This window comes from Georgenia sp. Z2081, assembly GCF_055326445.1.
Map to the genome: position 1 here is coordinate 208,646 of NZ_JBUZNK010000002.1, position 15,189 is coordinate 223,834.

General features: G+C 73.0%; 11 protein-coding genes. 9 read left to right on the forward strand and 2 right to left on the reverse strand.

Annotated elements, in window-relative coordinates:
- Positions 1 to 84: 84 nt before the first annotated feature.
- Positions 85 to 1,650 carry an FGGY-family carbohydrate kinase gene (locus tag ACZLKG_RS05335; protein ID WP_425709069.1) on the reverse strand — a complete coding sequence of 522 codons (1,566 nt, stop codon included), beginning with the start codon at positions 1,648 to 1,650 and terminating at the stop codon, positions 85 to 87.
- A 245-nt stretch (positions 1,651 to 1,895) separates the two neighbouring features.
- On the opposite strand from ACZLKG_RS05335, the gene ACZLKG_RS05340 reads away from it, so the two are divergent.
- From ACZLKG_RS05340 to ACZLKG_RS05350, 3 genes are all read left to right on the forward strand, one after another.
- Positions 1,896 to 2,723: an aldo/keto reductase gene (locus ACZLKG_RS05340; RefSeq protein WP_425709068.1), complete on the forward strand. Its 828-nt coding sequence runs from the start codon at positions 1,896 to 1,898 to the stop codon at positions 2,721 to 2,723.
- 164 nt (positions 2,724 to 2,887) lie between these two features.
- Positions 2,888 to 3,685: a class I fructose-bisphosphate aldolase gene (locus ACZLKG_RS05345; RefSeq protein ID WP_425709067.1), complete on the forward strand. Its 798-nt coding sequence runs from the start codon at positions 2,888 to 2,890 to the stop codon at positions 3,683 to 3,685.
- Positions 3,682 to 4,719 (forward strand): zinc-dependent dehydrogenase, encoded by a 1,038-nt coding sequence (locus ACZLKG_RS05350; RefSeq protein WP_425709066.1) that lies wholly within the window; start codon positions 3,682 to 3,684, stop codon positions 4,717 to 4,719. Before ACZLKG_RS05345 ends, ACZLKG_RS05350 begins: the two co-directional genes overlap by 4 nt.
- 93 nt (positions 4,720 to 4,812) lie before the next feature.
- Here the strand turns inward: ACZLKG_RS05350 and ACZLKG_RS05355 are convergent, their stop codons facing one another.
- The gene (locus tag ACZLKG_RS05355; RefSeq protein ID WP_425709065.1) at positions 4,813 to 5,607 is read right to left on the reverse strand and encodes a DeoR/GlpR family DNA-binding transcription regulator; all 795 of its coding nucleotides are present in this window, start codon (positions 5,605 to 5,607) and stop codon (positions 4,813 to 4,815) included.
- A 138-nt stretch (positions 5,608 to 5,745) separates the two neighbouring features.
- Between ACZLKG_RS05355 and ACZLKG_RS05360 the strand changes: the two genes are divergently transcribed.
- From ACZLKG_RS05360 to ACZLKG_RS05385, 6 genes are all read left to right on the forward strand, one after another.
- On the forward strand, positions 5,746 to 7,392 hold the full coding sequence (locus ACZLKG_RS05360) for a glycerol-3-phosphate dehydrogenase/oxidase (RefSeq protein WP_463648171.1): 1,647 nt from the start codon (positions 5,746 to 5,748) through the stop codon (positions 7,390 to 7,392).
- A complete protein-coding gene (locus ACZLKG_RS05365) occupies positions 7,392 to 8,903 on the forward strand; it encodes an FGGY-family carbohydrate kinase (protein WP_463648172.1) in 1,512 nt (503 codons plus the stop codon). The genes ACZLKG_RS05360 and ACZLKG_RS05365 overlap by 1 nt, the downstream gene beginning before the upstream one ends.
- Positions 8,904 to 9,218: 315 nt before the next feature.
- The gene (locus tag ACZLKG_RS05370) at positions 9,219 to 10,160 is read left to right on the forward strand and encodes a PP2C family protein-serine/threonine phosphatase (RefSeq protein ID WP_425709064.1); all 942 of its coding nucleotides are present in this window, start codon (positions 9,219 to 9,221) and stop codon (positions 10,158 to 10,160) included.
- A 1-nt stretch (position 10,161) separates the two neighbouring features.
- Positions 10,162 to 12,348, forward strand: coding sequence for an FHA domain-containing protein (locus tag ACZLKG_RS05375; protein ID WP_463648173.1), 2,187 nt, complete (start codon positions 10,162 to 10,164; stop codon positions 12,346 to 12,348).
- Positions 12,345 to 14,294 (forward strand): serine/threonine-protein kinase, encoded by a 1,950-nt coding sequence (locus tag ACZLKG_RS05380; protein WP_463648174.1) that lies wholly within the window; start codon positions 12,345 to 12,347, stop codon positions 14,292 to 14,294. Before ACZLKG_RS05375 ends, ACZLKG_RS05380 begins: the two co-directional genes overlap by 4 nt.
- A gap of 3 nt (positions 14,295 to 14,297) precedes the next feature.
- A complete protein-coding gene (locus ACZLKG_RS05385; protein WP_425709061.1) occupies positions 14,298 to 15,008 on the forward strand; it encodes a hypothetical protein in 711 nt (236 codons plus the stop codon).
- The last annotated feature ends 181 nt before the right edge of the window (positions 15,009 to 15,189 follow it).

Sequence of the window (15,189 nt, forward strand, 5' to 3'; positions counted from 1 at the left end):
GGCCGGAACGTCGACCCCCCGCGGACCAAAGACCCAACCGCGCGACACCCCCCCCCCCCCCCCCCCCCGACCGGGGGTGAACGGTCAGCTGATGTGGTCGACCATCTTGTGGATCGGCTCCTGCATGCGCGGGTAGGTGTCGATGTAGCTGTCGAGGTAGAACTGGTACTCCTCGTGGGCGTCCATGTCCGGCTCGATCGTGTCGGCCGTGTGGACCATGGCGTCGGCCGCGGCCGTGACGTCGTCGAAGAGCCCCGCGCCGGTCGCCGCGAGGATGCACGAGCCGAGCGCGACGGCGTCGGGCACCTTCGTCAGCGTGATCGGCGTGCCGGTGACGTCGGCGTGCATCTGCATCCAGAACGGGCTGTTCGTCGCACCGCCGCACGAGACGATCTCGTCGACCTTGTGCCCCGCGGCCCGCATCGTGCGGGCGATGTGCTCCGTGCCGTAGCAGACGCCCTCGAGGATCGCCCGGTAGAAGTGCGCCGGCCCGTGGTGCAGCGACAGGCCCCACAGGATGCCGCGCGCGCGGCCGTCGGTGTACGGCGTGCGGTTGCCCTGGAAGTACTCGTTGACGATGAGCCCCTCCGACCCCAGCGGGATCGCCGCCGCACGCTCGTCCATGAGGGAGTAGGCCGTGCGGCCCGCCTCCTCCGCCTCGGCCACGAGGTGTTTGGCGAAGTTGTCCCGGTACCACTTGACGACCGAGCCGGTCGAGACCTGCCCGCCCTCGACCGTGTACTGCCCGGGCATGACCGAGTCGGTGTAGCCGCCGAAGAATCCCTCGCCGGAGATCGCCTGGTCGGTCTGCCCGATGAACACGTGCGAGGACCCGGTGATGAGCGCCATCTTCCCCGGCGCGACGACGCCGAGCCCGATCTGCCCCGCGAAGGCGTCCGCGCAGCCCTGCGCCACCGGCGTGCCCTCGGCGAGCCCCAGGTGCTCGGCCGCGGCGCCGGTCAGCCCGCCGACGGCCACGCCGAGGTCGTTGACCGTCCCGGGAATCTTGTCGAGCACGTCGGCGACGCCGATGTCCTCGTAGAAGTCGACGGGCCAGCCGCCGTTGTCCCGGTCGTAGTACATCCGCGCCGACGCCGAGTTGATGTTGATCGTCCACTCGCCCGTGAGCTTGTAGGTGATCCAGTCCGGGGCGTCGACGAGGTACTTCGCGCCGTTGAACGTCTCCGGCTCGTGCTCCTTGAGCCACGCCGTCTTGAAGGGGAACCACTCCGCCGTCGCCGGCATCGTGCCGCCGCCGTTGTACCGGCGCGCCTTCGAGCTGGAGCTGCTCGCGCGCTCGGCCTGCTCGACCGCCCGGACGTCCATCCACATGATCGCCGGACGCATCGCGCGGCCGCTGTCGTCCATCGCGAGGACCGTCATCGTCGTGGCGTCGTAGCTGATGCCGGAGATGTCCGCGCCCGTGAGGCCGGCCTTCTCCAGGGCCTGCCGGCTGGAGGTCGCGATGGCGCCCCACCAGTCGTCCTCGGTCTGCTCGGCCCAGCCGGGTCGGGGGTGTGTGGTCTTGTACGGCGTGGCCGCGAAGGCGACCGGGTCGCCGACGAGGTTGAAGATCGCGACCCGGCAGCTCTCGGTGCCGAAGTCGATGCCCATGACGAACGGACCGTCGGGGCGGGTGGATGCAGTCATCGTCTCTCTCCCTTGAGCGTGCTGGACCTGCCGGGCGGCGTCGTCGCGAACCCGACCGCGGGCCCCGAGCGTACGCCGTGCGAGGCGTCGTGGCGGCGCAGCACCGCCGACGACGCAACATTATGGGGTGTTAAATCAACACAACACCATGTTAGTGTCTGAGACGTTCAGGTGTCAGCACCGGATCGTCCCGCGCGGCGGGAGGCCCGGAGCGCACGGTCGCTCGAGACGAAGAGGTGAGGCACGTGCCGACGAGTCGATTCGTCACACGGTCCGGCATCGAGATCCCGCCCGTGGGGCTGGGGACCTGGCAGATGGACGGTGACGTCGGCCGCACCGCCGTCGCCGGCGCGATTCGCGCGGGCTACCGGCTCATCGACACGGCGCAGCGCTACCACAACGAGCGGGCCGTCGGTGCGGGCGTGCGCGAGTCCGGCGTCCCGCGCGACGAGCTGCTGCTCGTGTCCAAGCTGCGCGGCGGCGACCAGGGCGCCGTCCAGACGCGGCGCTCGTTCATGGCCTCGCTGGAGAGCCTCGCGACCGACCGCCTCGACCTGTACTACATCCACTGGCCGCTGCCGATGCTCGGGAAGTACCTCGAGTCCTACGAGATCCTCATGGAGCTGCGCGCCGAGGGCCTCATCCGCGCGATCGCCGTGTCGAACTTCCTGCCCGAGCACCTCGCCGCGGTCCACGACCGGTTCGGCGAGTACCCCGAGGTCAACCAGGTCGAGCTCCACCCGGGCTGGCCGCAGGACGAGATCAGGGCCTTCGACGCCGAGCACGGCATCGTCACCCAGGGCTGGGGGGTCGCCGGACGCGGCAAGGGGATGATGGACGACGGCACGCTGGAGGAGATCGGGCGCGACCACGGCGTCAGCCCGATCGAGGTCTCGCTCGCCTGGACCGTCGGCAAGGGCGTCGCCGCCCTGGCCAAGTCCGCCGACGCCGGCCGGCAGCGCGCCAACCTCGCCGCCCCCGGCATCGAGCTGACCGAGCAGCAGATCGCGCGCATCGACGCCATGCCCCGCGTAGCACTCGGCAAGGACCCCGCCGTCAACGAGGAGTACTGAGGCAGGACCTCGTCCCGCGACGGCGCACGGCCGACGACGGCGCACCGCACCGCCGACGTCCCGACCGCCCCGCCACGCGCCCGCACGGCGCACCACCCATGAACCGTATGAACCGCACGAACCGCACGAACCGCACCACCACCTCGAACCAAGGAGCTCCCACCATGAGTGGAATCGACATCCGTCTCGGCCGCATGTTCGACAAGGACACCCGCCGCTCGTTCACGGTGGCCTTCGACCACGGCCAGTCGCTGCGCATCCCGGGCGGCCTCGGCAACCCGGTCGCGCTCCTCGAGCGCGTGGCCGCCGGCGGCGCGGACGGCATCCTGCTCAACAAGGGCATGCTCGCGCAGGCCTCCCACGTCTTCGCCCACCGCGGCGCACCGGCCGCGATCCTGCGCGCCGACTGGACCACGCTCGACCCCGCGATGAAGGAGGAGCAGGGCGAGGGCTACCGGCCGCTCGTCGACCCCGCCGACGCGATCGCGCTCGGCGCCGACGCCCTGTGCATGTACCTCATCGCCCGTCCGAAGTCCGACGGCATGTTCTACGACAACATCGCGAACGTCGCGGAGACGATCGACCGCGCCCACGCCGTCGGCCTGCCCGTCATCGTCGAGGGCACCCTGTGGGGGCTGCGCAACGAGGACCAAAAGGACCCCGAGGGGCTGCGCCAGGTCTGCCGCATCGCCGCCGAGCTGGGCGCCGACGCTATCAAGACCGAGTACGTCGGCGACGTCGAGGCCCAGCGCACCATCATCGAGGAGGTCGGCAACGTCCCCGTCCTCACCCTGGGTGGGGCTCCCGGTGACGACGCCGACGTCGCGGCCGCCGCGGCCGGCGCCATCGAGTCCGGCGCGCGCGGCCTGATCTTCGGCCGCAACGTGTGGCAGGCCGGCGACCTCGAGGAGCGCCTGTCCACCCTCGGCCGGATCACGCACCAGGCCGGCGACGCCCGATGAGGGCGGCGGTCTTCGGCGGTCCCGGCATCGTCGAGCTGCGGGAGGTCTCGACCCCGACCGCGCCGGAGGGCGGACTGCTCCTGCGCACCGGCGCCAACACCGTGTGCGGTACCGACGTGCGGATCATCCGCGGCGAGAAGTCGGCGGGCATCGACGTCGGTGTCGTCCTCGGTCACGAGATCGCCGGCGAGGTCGTCGAGCTCGGCGCCGGCGTGGACGGGTTCGCCGTGGGCGACCGCATCGGGATCAATCCGACCGTGCCGTGCGGGCGCTGCGCCTACTGCCGGCTCGGCCGGGAGAACCTGTGCAGCGACTCGAAGATCTTCGGGTACGCGCTCGACGGCGGTCTGGCCGAGTACGTCGCCGTCCCGGCCGAGGCGATCTCCCGCGGTGGCGTGTTCGTCGCGCCGGCGGACGTCCCGTACTCCTCGATCGCGCTCGCCGAGCCGCTGGGCTGCGTGCTCGGCGGGGCCGAGTCCTACGGGGTCGCGCCGGGGGAGACCGTGGTGGTGCTCGGCGCCGGGCCGATCGGCCTGCTCCACGCGCAGGTCGCCCGGCTCGCCGGGGCCGGCCGGGTGGTCGTGTCCGACCCGTCGGCGGGCCGCCGCGAGGTGGCGTCCGCGCTCGGCGCGACCGACGTCGTCGACCCGACGGTCACCGACCTGCGCGAGCACGTCCACTCACTCACGGACGGCCTCGGCGCGGACGTCGCCGTCGTCGCCATCGGGATCCCCGCCCTGTTCGCGCAGGCGCTGACGGTCGTGCGCAAGCGCGGTCGGGTCAACGCCTTCGCCGGCTTCCCCAAGGGGGTCTCCGCCGAGGTCGACCCGAACCTCGTGCACTACAACGAGCTCGTGGTCACGGGCGCGTCGAACTCGCGCCGGGTCGACCACCAGCGCGCGCTCGCGCTCATCGCCTCCGGTGCGATCGACGTCGCCTCCCTCGTCACGCACGAGTTCGCCCTCGAGGACGCCGTCGAGGCGATCGAGTTCTCCGCCGGGGGAGAGGGCATCAAGGTCGCCGTCCACCCCTGAGGCGCTGTCCGCGCCTGGGCCGTCCACGCCCGGCCCGACGCCCCGGGTGCCGCCAGTGGTCCGGTGCAGGCGGGCGGAGACCGGCCTGCGCGCTCAGCCGTCGCCGCCGACCTGGGCGATCTCGACGCCGGCCTCGGCCATGATCGCCAGCTCGTCGGCGGGCGCGTCGGTGTCCACGACCACGAGGTCGAACTCGGCGACCGAGGCGACCCGGTGGGTGGCGGCGTGCCGGAACTTCGAGCCGTCCGCCACGAGGATGGCGCGGGTCGAGGAGGCGAGCATCGCCTGCTTGACGTCGGCGTTCTCCTCGAGCGGGTGGAACAGCTCGCCGCCGACGAGCGCCGTGGTCGACATGAAGCACACGTCGGCGCGCACCGAGCGCAGGGTGGTCAGCGTGGTCGAGCCGTAGAGCGAGTCGAGCTCGGGCCGGTAGCGGCCCCCGGTGACGAACAGGCGGACGGACCGCAGCGCCGCGGCCTCGCGGGCCACGGCCTGGGAGTGCGTCACGATCGTCACCGGCCCGCGGTCGTCGAGCAGCGGCACCATGCCGAGCAGCGTCGTCGAGTCGTCGATCATGATCGTGGACCCGGCGTGCACCTCCTCCACGGCGCGGGCGGCGAGCTGCCGCTTCGTCGCCTGGTTGAGGGTGCTGCGGAACGCGGCCGAGGCCTCCGACATCGACGTGGCGCGCGCGGTGACGGTGCCGCGCGTGCGCGTGACGATGCCGCTGCGCTCGAGCTCGGCGAGGTCGCGGTAGACGGTCATCGTCGAGACGCCGAACTGCTGGGCCATATCGTCCACGGAGAGCGTGCCCGCCTCGAGCACCAGCTCCGCCATCGTCGCCAGGCGCTGCCGGCGGTCCTTCATCGGGACGGGTGCGGCGTTCATGCCCCGATACTGTCACAGCCATCATCAGCGACTGTTGAGCAAACATCGCTAAGCGTTGATTTTATCAGTTCTGGTGTTAGATTTGCGGCATCGCCGGGTGCGGGACGCGCCGTACCTGCACGACACGAAGGGGTGGTCATGTCAGAGATCTCGTCCGCGCGGGCGGACCGGCTCCGCGCGACGTCCGCCGGGTACGACGTGGTGGTCGTGGGCGCGGGCGTCAACGGCGCCGGCATCGCCTGGGACGCCTCGCTCAGGGGCCTGCGGGTCCTCCTGCTCGACAAGGGCGACATCGGCTCCGGCACGTCGTCGTGGTCCTCGAAGATGATCCACGGCGGGCTGAAGTACCTCGAGAAGTACGACGTGCCGCTGGTGCGCGAGTCCCTGCGCGAGCGCGAGTGGCTGCTGCAGGCCGCACCGCACCTCGTCCGCGAGCTGCGCTTCCTGCTGCCGTTCTACGAGCGCAACGTCCACTCGCGCGCCGTGCTGTCCCTGGGCATGGTCGCCTACGACGTCCTCTCGTTCGACAAGAGCGTGCGGCGCTTCCAGCTGTTCTCCAAGGACCGTCTTCTCGCCAAGGAGCCCGGCATCGCCACGGACGGCCTGCAGGGCGGCGCCGCCTACTCCGACGCCCAGGTCAAGCATGCCGAGCGCATGTCCGTGGAGATCGCGCTCGCCGCCGAGGCCGCCGGTGCCACCGTCCTCACCCACGCCCGCGCCGTCCGCCTGGGGCGCGCCGGCGGGCGATTGACCTCCGTGACGGTGCGCGACGAGATCGACGGCACCGAGGTCGAGGTCCCCACCCGCACCGTCGTCAACGCCGCAGGTCCCTGGATCGACGAGGTCTGGGCCGAGGACGACCTCGGGCTGCCGCGCATGAACGGCGGGACGAAGGGCACCCACCTGGTCCTCGACCCGTTCCCCGGTGCCCCGAAGGAAGCCTTCTACTACGAGGCCGTCAGCGACGGCCGCCCGATGATGGTCATCCCGTGGGACGGGCGGTACCTCATCGGCTCGACCGACCTGCGCTTCACCGGCGACCTCGACTCGGCCTCCGCCACCCAGGACGAGTACGACTACATCCTCACCGAGACGAACCGAATCCTGCCAGGCGCGAACCTCACGCTCGACGACGTGCAGTACTCCTACACGGGCGTACGCCCGCTGCCGTACGCCGACGAGTCCTCGGACGTCTCCGACATCACCCGGCGGCACGACCTGCGCACCCACCCCGAGGTGGCCGACGGGCTCTACACGCTCGTCGGCGGCAAGCTGACGACGTTCCGTCAGGTGGGCGAGGACGTCGGCGACCTGCTCGCGAAGAAGCTGGGCGCCCGTCGGAGGTCGGTCACCCGTCGCCTCACCCTGCCCGGCGGAGCCGAGAAGAACCTCCGGCGGCTCCGGGCCCGGGTGGCAGGGACGGGTCTGTCCGCGGAGCTGGCCGAGCGCCTCGTCGACCAGTACGGCACGCGCGCCGTCGACCTGGCGACCTTCATCGGGTCCAGCACCGAGCGCTCCCGCGTCCTCGACGCGGAGTACGGCCTCACGGCAGGCGAGGTCGAGTGGGGAGCGCGGTTCGAGCACGGCTACCGACTGGCCGACGTCCTCGCCCGCCGCACGATGATCGGCCTGCGCAACGACCTCGGCCGGGACTCCGTCGAGCCCGTCGCCGACGTCCTCGCAGGTCTCCTCGGCTGGAGCGCCGACCGGCGCGCGGACGAGATCGCACGGTACGAGCACTACCTCACGAGATTCATCCCCCACAGCAACGAGGAGGTTCGCTGATGAGCTCCACCGGAAGTCAGGTCGTCGTCGGTGTCGACATCGGACTGACAGGCATGAAGGCCGTCGCCTTCACCCTCGACGGCACCGCCGTCGCCTCGGCAGCCGACGCGTCGCCGCGCTCGATGCCCCACCCCCACTGGGTCGAGCGCGACGAGCGGGAGTTCTGGGCCCTGTTCGGACGCATGCTGCGCGGCCTGACGACCGATCTGGACGCGCAGGGCGCGGAGATCCTCGGCGTCGCCGTCAGCGCGCACGGCGACGGCGCCTGGCTCGTCGACGACACGATGACCCCGGTGCGCCCGGGCATCCTCTCCCTCGACTCGCGCGCCCGCGACACGGCCGCCGCGCTCATGCGCGACCACCGCGACGAGCTGCTGTCCGTCACGGGGCAGGGCGTAGCCGCTGCGTCGCCCGGCGCGGTCCTCAGGTGGCTCGCCGAGAACGAGCCCGAGACCGTGGAGCGCGCCCGCTGGTTCATGTCCGCGAAGGACTTCCTGCGGATGCGACTGACCGAGACCATCGGCACCGACCTTACGGAGGCGTCGACGGCGTTCACCCACGTCGAGACCCAGGACTACAACGACGCCGCCTTCGCGGCCTACGGGCTCGAGCAGCTGCGCGGAAAGGCACCGGACATCTCCTTGCCGACCGACGTCGTCGGAGAGGTCACCTACCTCGCTCATCTCCATACCGGCCTTCCCGCAGGCCTGCCCGTCCTCGCCGGCCTCCACGACGTCGATGCGGCCGCCATCGGGGCCGGCGCCGTCAGCCCGGGCCAGCTCGCCGTCATGGCCGGCACCTGGTCCATCAACGAGGTGATCTCGGAGCGACCGGCGATCGACGAGCGATGGATGAGCCGAGCCTTCGTCGAGCGGGGCCGCTGGATGAACATGGCGATCTCGCCCACGAGCTCGTCGAACCTCGAGTGGTTCGTCAGCACGCTGTGCTCGGCCGACGTCGACGCCGCCAAGCGGCTGGGGGAGAGCCCGTACGCGTTCGTCGACCGCGAGGTCGCGGCCGTCGGCGACGACGACGAGCCCGTGACGTTCCTGCCGTTCCTCTACGGCAGCCCGTTCCCGCACGACGCGTCGGCCTCGTTCGGTGGCCTGCGGGCCTGGCACACGCGGGGGCACGTCCTGCGCGGTCTCTACGAGGGGCTGGCCTTCAACCACCGCATCCACGTCGACGGTCTCCTCGACGGCTTCGACGTCAGCGACGTCCGGGTCACCGGCGGCGTGACGAACTCCGGCATCTGGCCGCAGATCTTCGCCGACACGATCGGCCGGGAGATCGTCATCCCGACGGCCGCGGAGGGCGGCGCGCTCGGCACCGCGATGGTGGCGGCCGCCGGGGTCGGCGCGTTCGACTCCCTCGCCGAGGCCGCGCGCGCGATGGAGTCCGAGACCCGCACCGTCGAGCCGGGACCGGGCCGGGAGCGGGCCGAGGAGCGCTTCGCCCAGTACCTCGACCTCGTCGAGGCACACCGTCCCTGGTGGGCAGCGCGCGGCTGACGCAGACCCGAGAAGTATCCCGTCGCGGCCCCGCGCGAGCAGCGTGGGGCCGCGGCACGGGCGATGCACCGCGGCGGAACGGACACCCACCAGCGAGGAACACATGAATCAGACCCGAGGATGGCCCCCGCTGCACCCCGCCCGGGGCGCCGGGGTCCCGCGGCACGGGCGCTGCACCGCGGCGGCACGGACACCCATCAGCGCGGACGCGCGCTCTCTCTCGCGCAGGCATGGGGACCCCGCCCCGCCCCCGCGCGGGCGGGGCGGGCTCGGGCCGGTAGGTTGGACTCCGCACGAGGCCCGAGAGAGGTGAGCATGCAGGTGCAATGGGGTTCCGCCTCCGACGCGGGCGGCCGGCGCAAGATGAACGAGGACGCTGCGTTCGCGCGTCATCCGGTGTTCGTCGTCGCCGACGGCATGGGCGGGCACGCCCGGGGCGAGATGGCGTCGCGCACCGTCGTCGCCGCCTTCGGGGCGCTCGCGGACCACGAAGGATCCATCACGCCGGACGACGTGACGGCCGCGGTCCGCGCCGGCGCCGAGCAGATCCGGCAGACGATGGAGGAGGAGGCCCGGCAGGGCGGCCTCGGCCCGGACCTGCAGGACGTGATGGCGGGCACCACCGTGGCCGGGGTCGTGCTCACCCACTCCGGGGGCGAGCCGTACTGGCTCGTGCTCAATGTGGGCGACTCGCGCGTCTACCGCTTCTCCCGCGACCGCCTCGAGCAGGTCTCGGTCGACCACAGCCTCGTCCAGGAGCTCGTCGATGCGGGCGAGCTCGACCCGGACGCCGCGCGCACGCACCCGCGCCGCAACGTCATCACCCGCGCCGTGGGCACCGGTCTCGACGTCGAGGTCGACTACTGGATGCTGCACGTGGGCGCCGACGACCGCCTCCTCGTGTGCACCGACGGCCTGTTCGGCGAGCTCGGCGAGGAGGAGATCGCCGACGTCCTGCGGACCCGTATGCACCCCACCGCCGCCGCCGAGGAGCTCATCGAGCGGGCGGTCGCCGACGGCGGCGCGCGGGACAACATCACCGCCGTGGTCGTCGACGTCGACAACGAGGACGCGGTCGGGACGACCGCCACCGGCAGCGGGTACGGGCGCGCGGAGGTGGTGCCGCCGACGCAGGCCGACGAGATCGCCCGCAGCGAGCGCAGCCACGCCCTCACGGCGCCGAGCCCCGACGCGCCGCCCACGGAACAGACACCATTCCCGGCCCCGACGCCGGCACCCACTACCGCGGAGAGCTGACATGCACGAGTACACCTCAGGACGCTGGATCGCCGTCGTCGGGGAGAGCGCGGTGGCGCTCCTGGACCCGTCCCTCGGCGTCGACGACGCGCGGCGGCTGTGGGAGAACGACCGGGACGGATCCCGGCTGAGCCGATGGATCGAGGTCCTCGCGGCCCGCGGCATCACGGCTCTGCCGCCCTTCGCGCTCGTCGAGGCCCGCGACGACGGGCTGTTCGTCCTCGTGCGCGGCGACCTGGCCGTGCGCGCGGGCGCCCGCACCGTCACCGGCCGCGGCTACTCGACCTGGTACGAGGAGGTCGTCCACGGCGCCACCGACTTCGAGATCACGGCGCCGGAGGCCTCCGACGACGACGAGACCCTGCCCGTCACGACCGGCATCGTCCTCGCCGCCCGCGTCGCGTCGCACGCGCCGGCGGGGGAGACCAACGCCGGTCTGACCGTCGCCGAGGACGAGCACGGGAACGAGGCCGGGTCCGGTGGGTCCGGTGCCGCGGCGGTCGCTGCCGGCACCGCCGATGACGACACCACCGGCGGCGCGCCCGCCGAGCCCGCGCAGTCGGACGTCGCTGACGCCGGCGGTGCCGCGGGTGCTCCGGCCGCCGGCCTCGCCGGAGCGGGGCTCGCCGGTGCCGGGGCGGCCGTCGCCGCCGATCTCGCCTCCGGCGACGATGACGACGCCGGTGCCGACGTCGACGCAGAAGCGCAGGGCGTCACCGCCGTCGAGGCGCAGGACGAGGCGCGGTCGGACGCGGAGGCAGAGGCGGCGGCCGAGGGCGCCGGGCTCGTGGACGCGGATGCGATCGCGGGCGAGCCGATCGAGTCGGTGCCGACTGACGTCGACGTCCCGGACGACGTGCTCGCCGAAGGTGGTAGCCCCGAGGGCGAGCCCGTCGCGGACGCGGGTGCCGCGGACGGTGGCCCCGAGGGTGAGCCCGTCGCGGAGGGAAGCCCCGAGGCCGGGGCTCCCGAGGCGCCGGTGGAGGCGTCGACGGAGACGGAGCCGGACGCCGTCGAGGAAGGGGCCGCCACGTCCGGCGGCCAGGACGCCTTCCAGGCCGACGAGCAGGGCGCCCCGGGAGCCGGTGCGCCCGACGCCCCCGAGGCCGCTGAGGTCGAGGGTGAGGGCTTCGCCGACCCGTTCCACGAGGGCGCGGCCCTCGAGCAGAGCGAGGACGTCGACGCGCACACCGACGAGCCCGGACGCCCGGACGACGCCGAGCTGGCCGAGGCTCTCGCCGCGGAGGACGACGTGGCGCTGACGGCGGAGCCGACCGCCGTCGACGGCTACGTGGGAGAGGGGCCGGAGGACACGAGTACTGACGGCGACGCCGACGGCCTCATCGACAACGTCCCCACCTGGTCCGACGAAGCGTCGGCGACCGGGGCGGGAGCAGAGCCGGGAGCCGAGGGCGCGGGTGACGACCTCGGACCGACGGACGCCCCTGACGCCGAGCACACCCAGATCTACGACGACGCCGCGGACGAGGGCCTCGGCCGCGACGTCCCCGCGGTCGAGGAGCAGCCCGTCGACGCGCACGCCGTCGATGCCGGATCCGGAGCTGCGCTCGAGGGCGCCGCTGAGCAGGCCCCGGCCGCCGGCGGGTACGAGCTCGACCATCAGGACCAGGGCGGCGCCCACGCCGACCAGGACGGCTACGACCAGCAGGGTTACGACCAGCAGGGCTACGACCAGCAGGGCTACGACCAGCAGGGCTACGACCAGCACGGCTACGGCGAGCACCAGGGCGACGACCAGGGCGCCGGTGACGGCGTCGCCGGCCCGGACCACGACGGTGCGACGAGCATGGTCGCCGTCGGCGACTACGCCGAGGGCCTGATCCTCGTCCTGCCGGACGGGACCAGTGTCCTCGTCGACCGCCCGGTCCTGCTCGGTCGTGCGCCCGACGCCGCGCGGTTCAGCGGCGACGACGCCCCGCGGATCGTCCAGGTGCGCAGCCCCGAGCGCGACGTCTCGGCCACGCACGTGGAGGTCCGGCCGGCCGGCGACACGGTCGTGGTCACGGACATGGACTCCACGAACGGCACGGTCATCGTCCTGCCCGACCAGCCGGCATTCCGCCTGCACCCGCGCACGGGCGTCCCCGTGCCTCCGGGCGCGTACGTCGAGCTGGGCACGGATGCAGGGTTCCACGTCGACGTTGCCGGGCAGGTGCCCGAGCAGTGAGCCAGAAGCGTCCGGCGGGAGAGCCTCCCGAGCTGCACGGGTACGAGCACGTCCGTCTCCTCGGCTCGGGCGGCTTCGCCGACGTCTTCCTGTACAGCCAGCACCTGCCCCGGCGCAACGTCGCCGTCAAGGTGATGACCGAGGAGGCCGCCGAGGGGCAGTCGCGGGAGCAGTTCACGGCCGAGGCCAACCTCATGGCCCAGCTGTCCTCGCACTCCTCGATCGTGTCGATCTACCACGCGGGCACCTCGCCGGACGGGCGCCCGTTCCTCGTCATGCAGTACTGCCCGCTGCCCAACCTCGCCGAGCGCACCCGCCGCCGCCCGCTCGGGGTCGCCGAGTCGGTCGGCATCGGCGTGCGCCTGTCGGGCGCGCTGGAGACCGCGCACCGCGCCGGCATCGTCCACCGCGACATCAAGCCGGCCAACGTGCTGACCACCGAGTACGGCCGACCGGCGCTGACGGACTTCGGCATCGCCGGCCTGCTCTCGAACACCCTCACCGAGACCGCGGGCCTGTCGATCCCCTGGGCGCCCCCGGAGGCGATCGACGGACAGGTCACCGGGGTCGAGGGAGACGTCTACTCGCTCGGCGCCACGATCTTCACCCTGCTCGTCGGCCGTTCGCCGTTCACCCGCCCGGGGGGACCGAACACGCGCCTGGACTACACGACCCGGATCCGGCGCGACCCGGTGCCGCGCATCGAGCGAGAGGACCTGCCCGACTCGCTGCAGCGCGTCCTCGACAAGGCGATGGCCAAGCAGCCCGCGCAGCGCTACCGCAGCGCCGCCGACCTCGGTCGAGCGCTGCAGATCGTCGAGCAGGAGATGCGCCTGCCGATGACCGAGATCGAGATCCCGGACACCTCGTGGCTGGCACCCGACCCGCAGGACCGCCGCAAGGCACCGCGGGCGGCGCTGGAGAACCGGGAGGGCTCGCGTCGCGCCGACGACGCCTCCGGGGCCTCCGCCGACTCGTCGGCAGGCACGTCCTCCGGGTCCTCGCGTCCCTCGACCGGCTCGCGCCGCGCCGCGGGCGCAGCCTCGGCGCCCGAGAGCACCTCGGGCGATCGAGGTGCCTCTGCGCCACCAGGGCCCGGGACCGGTGCCGGCGGGACCGTTTCCGGAGGATCCGAGGGGCGCCCGGAAGCCGGCACCCCCCAGCAGGGTGCGGCGCGTCCGCCCGCGGAACCCACCCGGGTGAACTCCATCCGGGCCGTGCCGCCGCAGGCGCCGCCCGCGCGGTCGACCGATGCCCGGCCCCCGGCGGCGGCGTCGGCGGACAACGCAGGCGCCGCCGCCTGGGCGGGCCACCGGACCGGTCTCCAGGCCGGCATGCAGGGCGCGGACCAGGGCGGCCACCCGGGCGGCGCCTTCCCCGGTGCCGGGAGCCCCGCGAGCGCGGGCGTCGGCGCGCCGATGAGCCCCGGCGCCGGGAGCCCGGCGAGCGCGGGGGTCGGCGGGCCGATGCACCCGCCCGGCCACGGTCAGGGCACGCAGCCGGGTCCGGCGGGCTCCCGACGGGCCGGTTCCGGCGTCGTCATCACTGCGGTCGCGTGCGTGATGGCCGTCGTCGTCGCCCTGATCTGGGCGTTCGGCACGCTCACCGGGGACGACACGAGCAGCGGCGACGGCGAGGTCACGGCGGACGCCTCGGGCCCCACGACGATCGACGTCCCCGACCTCGTGCCTACCCCGGTCGACCTGGTCGGCACCCGTGCGGGCTCCACGGTCGAGTTCACGTGGGCGGCCCCGGACGAGCTGGACGGGCAGGACGTGACCTACGTGTGGCAACGTACGGACGGATCGTTCCCGCTCGCCTCGGCCGAGGAGCCCGTAGCATCGGTGGAGGAGCCGGGCGAGGTCTGCATCGAGGTGAAGATCCGGCTCACGAACGGCCGGACGTCGAACGAGCCGGCGACGACGTGCGTCGACGAGGAGGCATGACCCATGGGTATCCAGGTGGAGTTCTGCGGCGACTGGTTCCCGGTCGACGACGAGGAGCCGTTCGTCGTCGGGCGGGAGGGGCCGCTCGAGCTCGACGACAACCCCTACCTGCACCGCCGGTTCCTCACGATCGCCCGGTCGGGCGGTCTGTGGTGGGTCTCCAACGTCGGCACGCGGCTGACCGCGACGGTCGCCGACCCCGACGGCAACACGCAGGCCTGGCTCTCGCCGGGTGCCCGGCTGCCGCTCGTGTACGCGCGCACGACCCTGATGTTCACCGCGGGCCCGACCACCTACGAGGTGCTCGTCGCCAACGACGACCCCGCGTACTTCCCGACCCGGCCCGAGGACGAGATGGAGGTGGGGGAGACGACCATCGGTCCGGTCTCCCTCACGCCCTCGCAGCGGCTGCTCGTCCTCGCCCTGTCCGAGCCCGTCCTGTCGGGCCGGGGCACGACGACGTCGATCCCCACCTCCGCCGAGGCCGCCAACCGGCTCGGCTGGACCCTGACCCGGTTCAACCGCAAGCTCGACAACGTCTGCGACAAGCTCGCCCGCTACGGAGTGCGCGGGCTGCGCGGCGGACAGGGCAAGCTGGCCGTCAACCGTCGCGCCCGGCTCGTCGAGCACGCGGTCGCCTCCCGGCTCGTGACGGTCGACGAGCTCGAGCTCCTCGACGCACCGCAGGACGCGGACGCCGCCGCCGCGGAGTGACGGCCGGGGCCGGTCGTCGTCCCTGCCCCTCCTGACATCGGCGCCTGCCACGTCGACCGTCGTGACGCCGGCTCTCGCGACCACGGCACCGGCCATCCCGGGCGTTCACCCGGTGTTGTCCGTCCGGACCCATGCGGTCGGATCGAGGTGGGCAGGTTCACCGGAGCAGGTCGTCCACCCC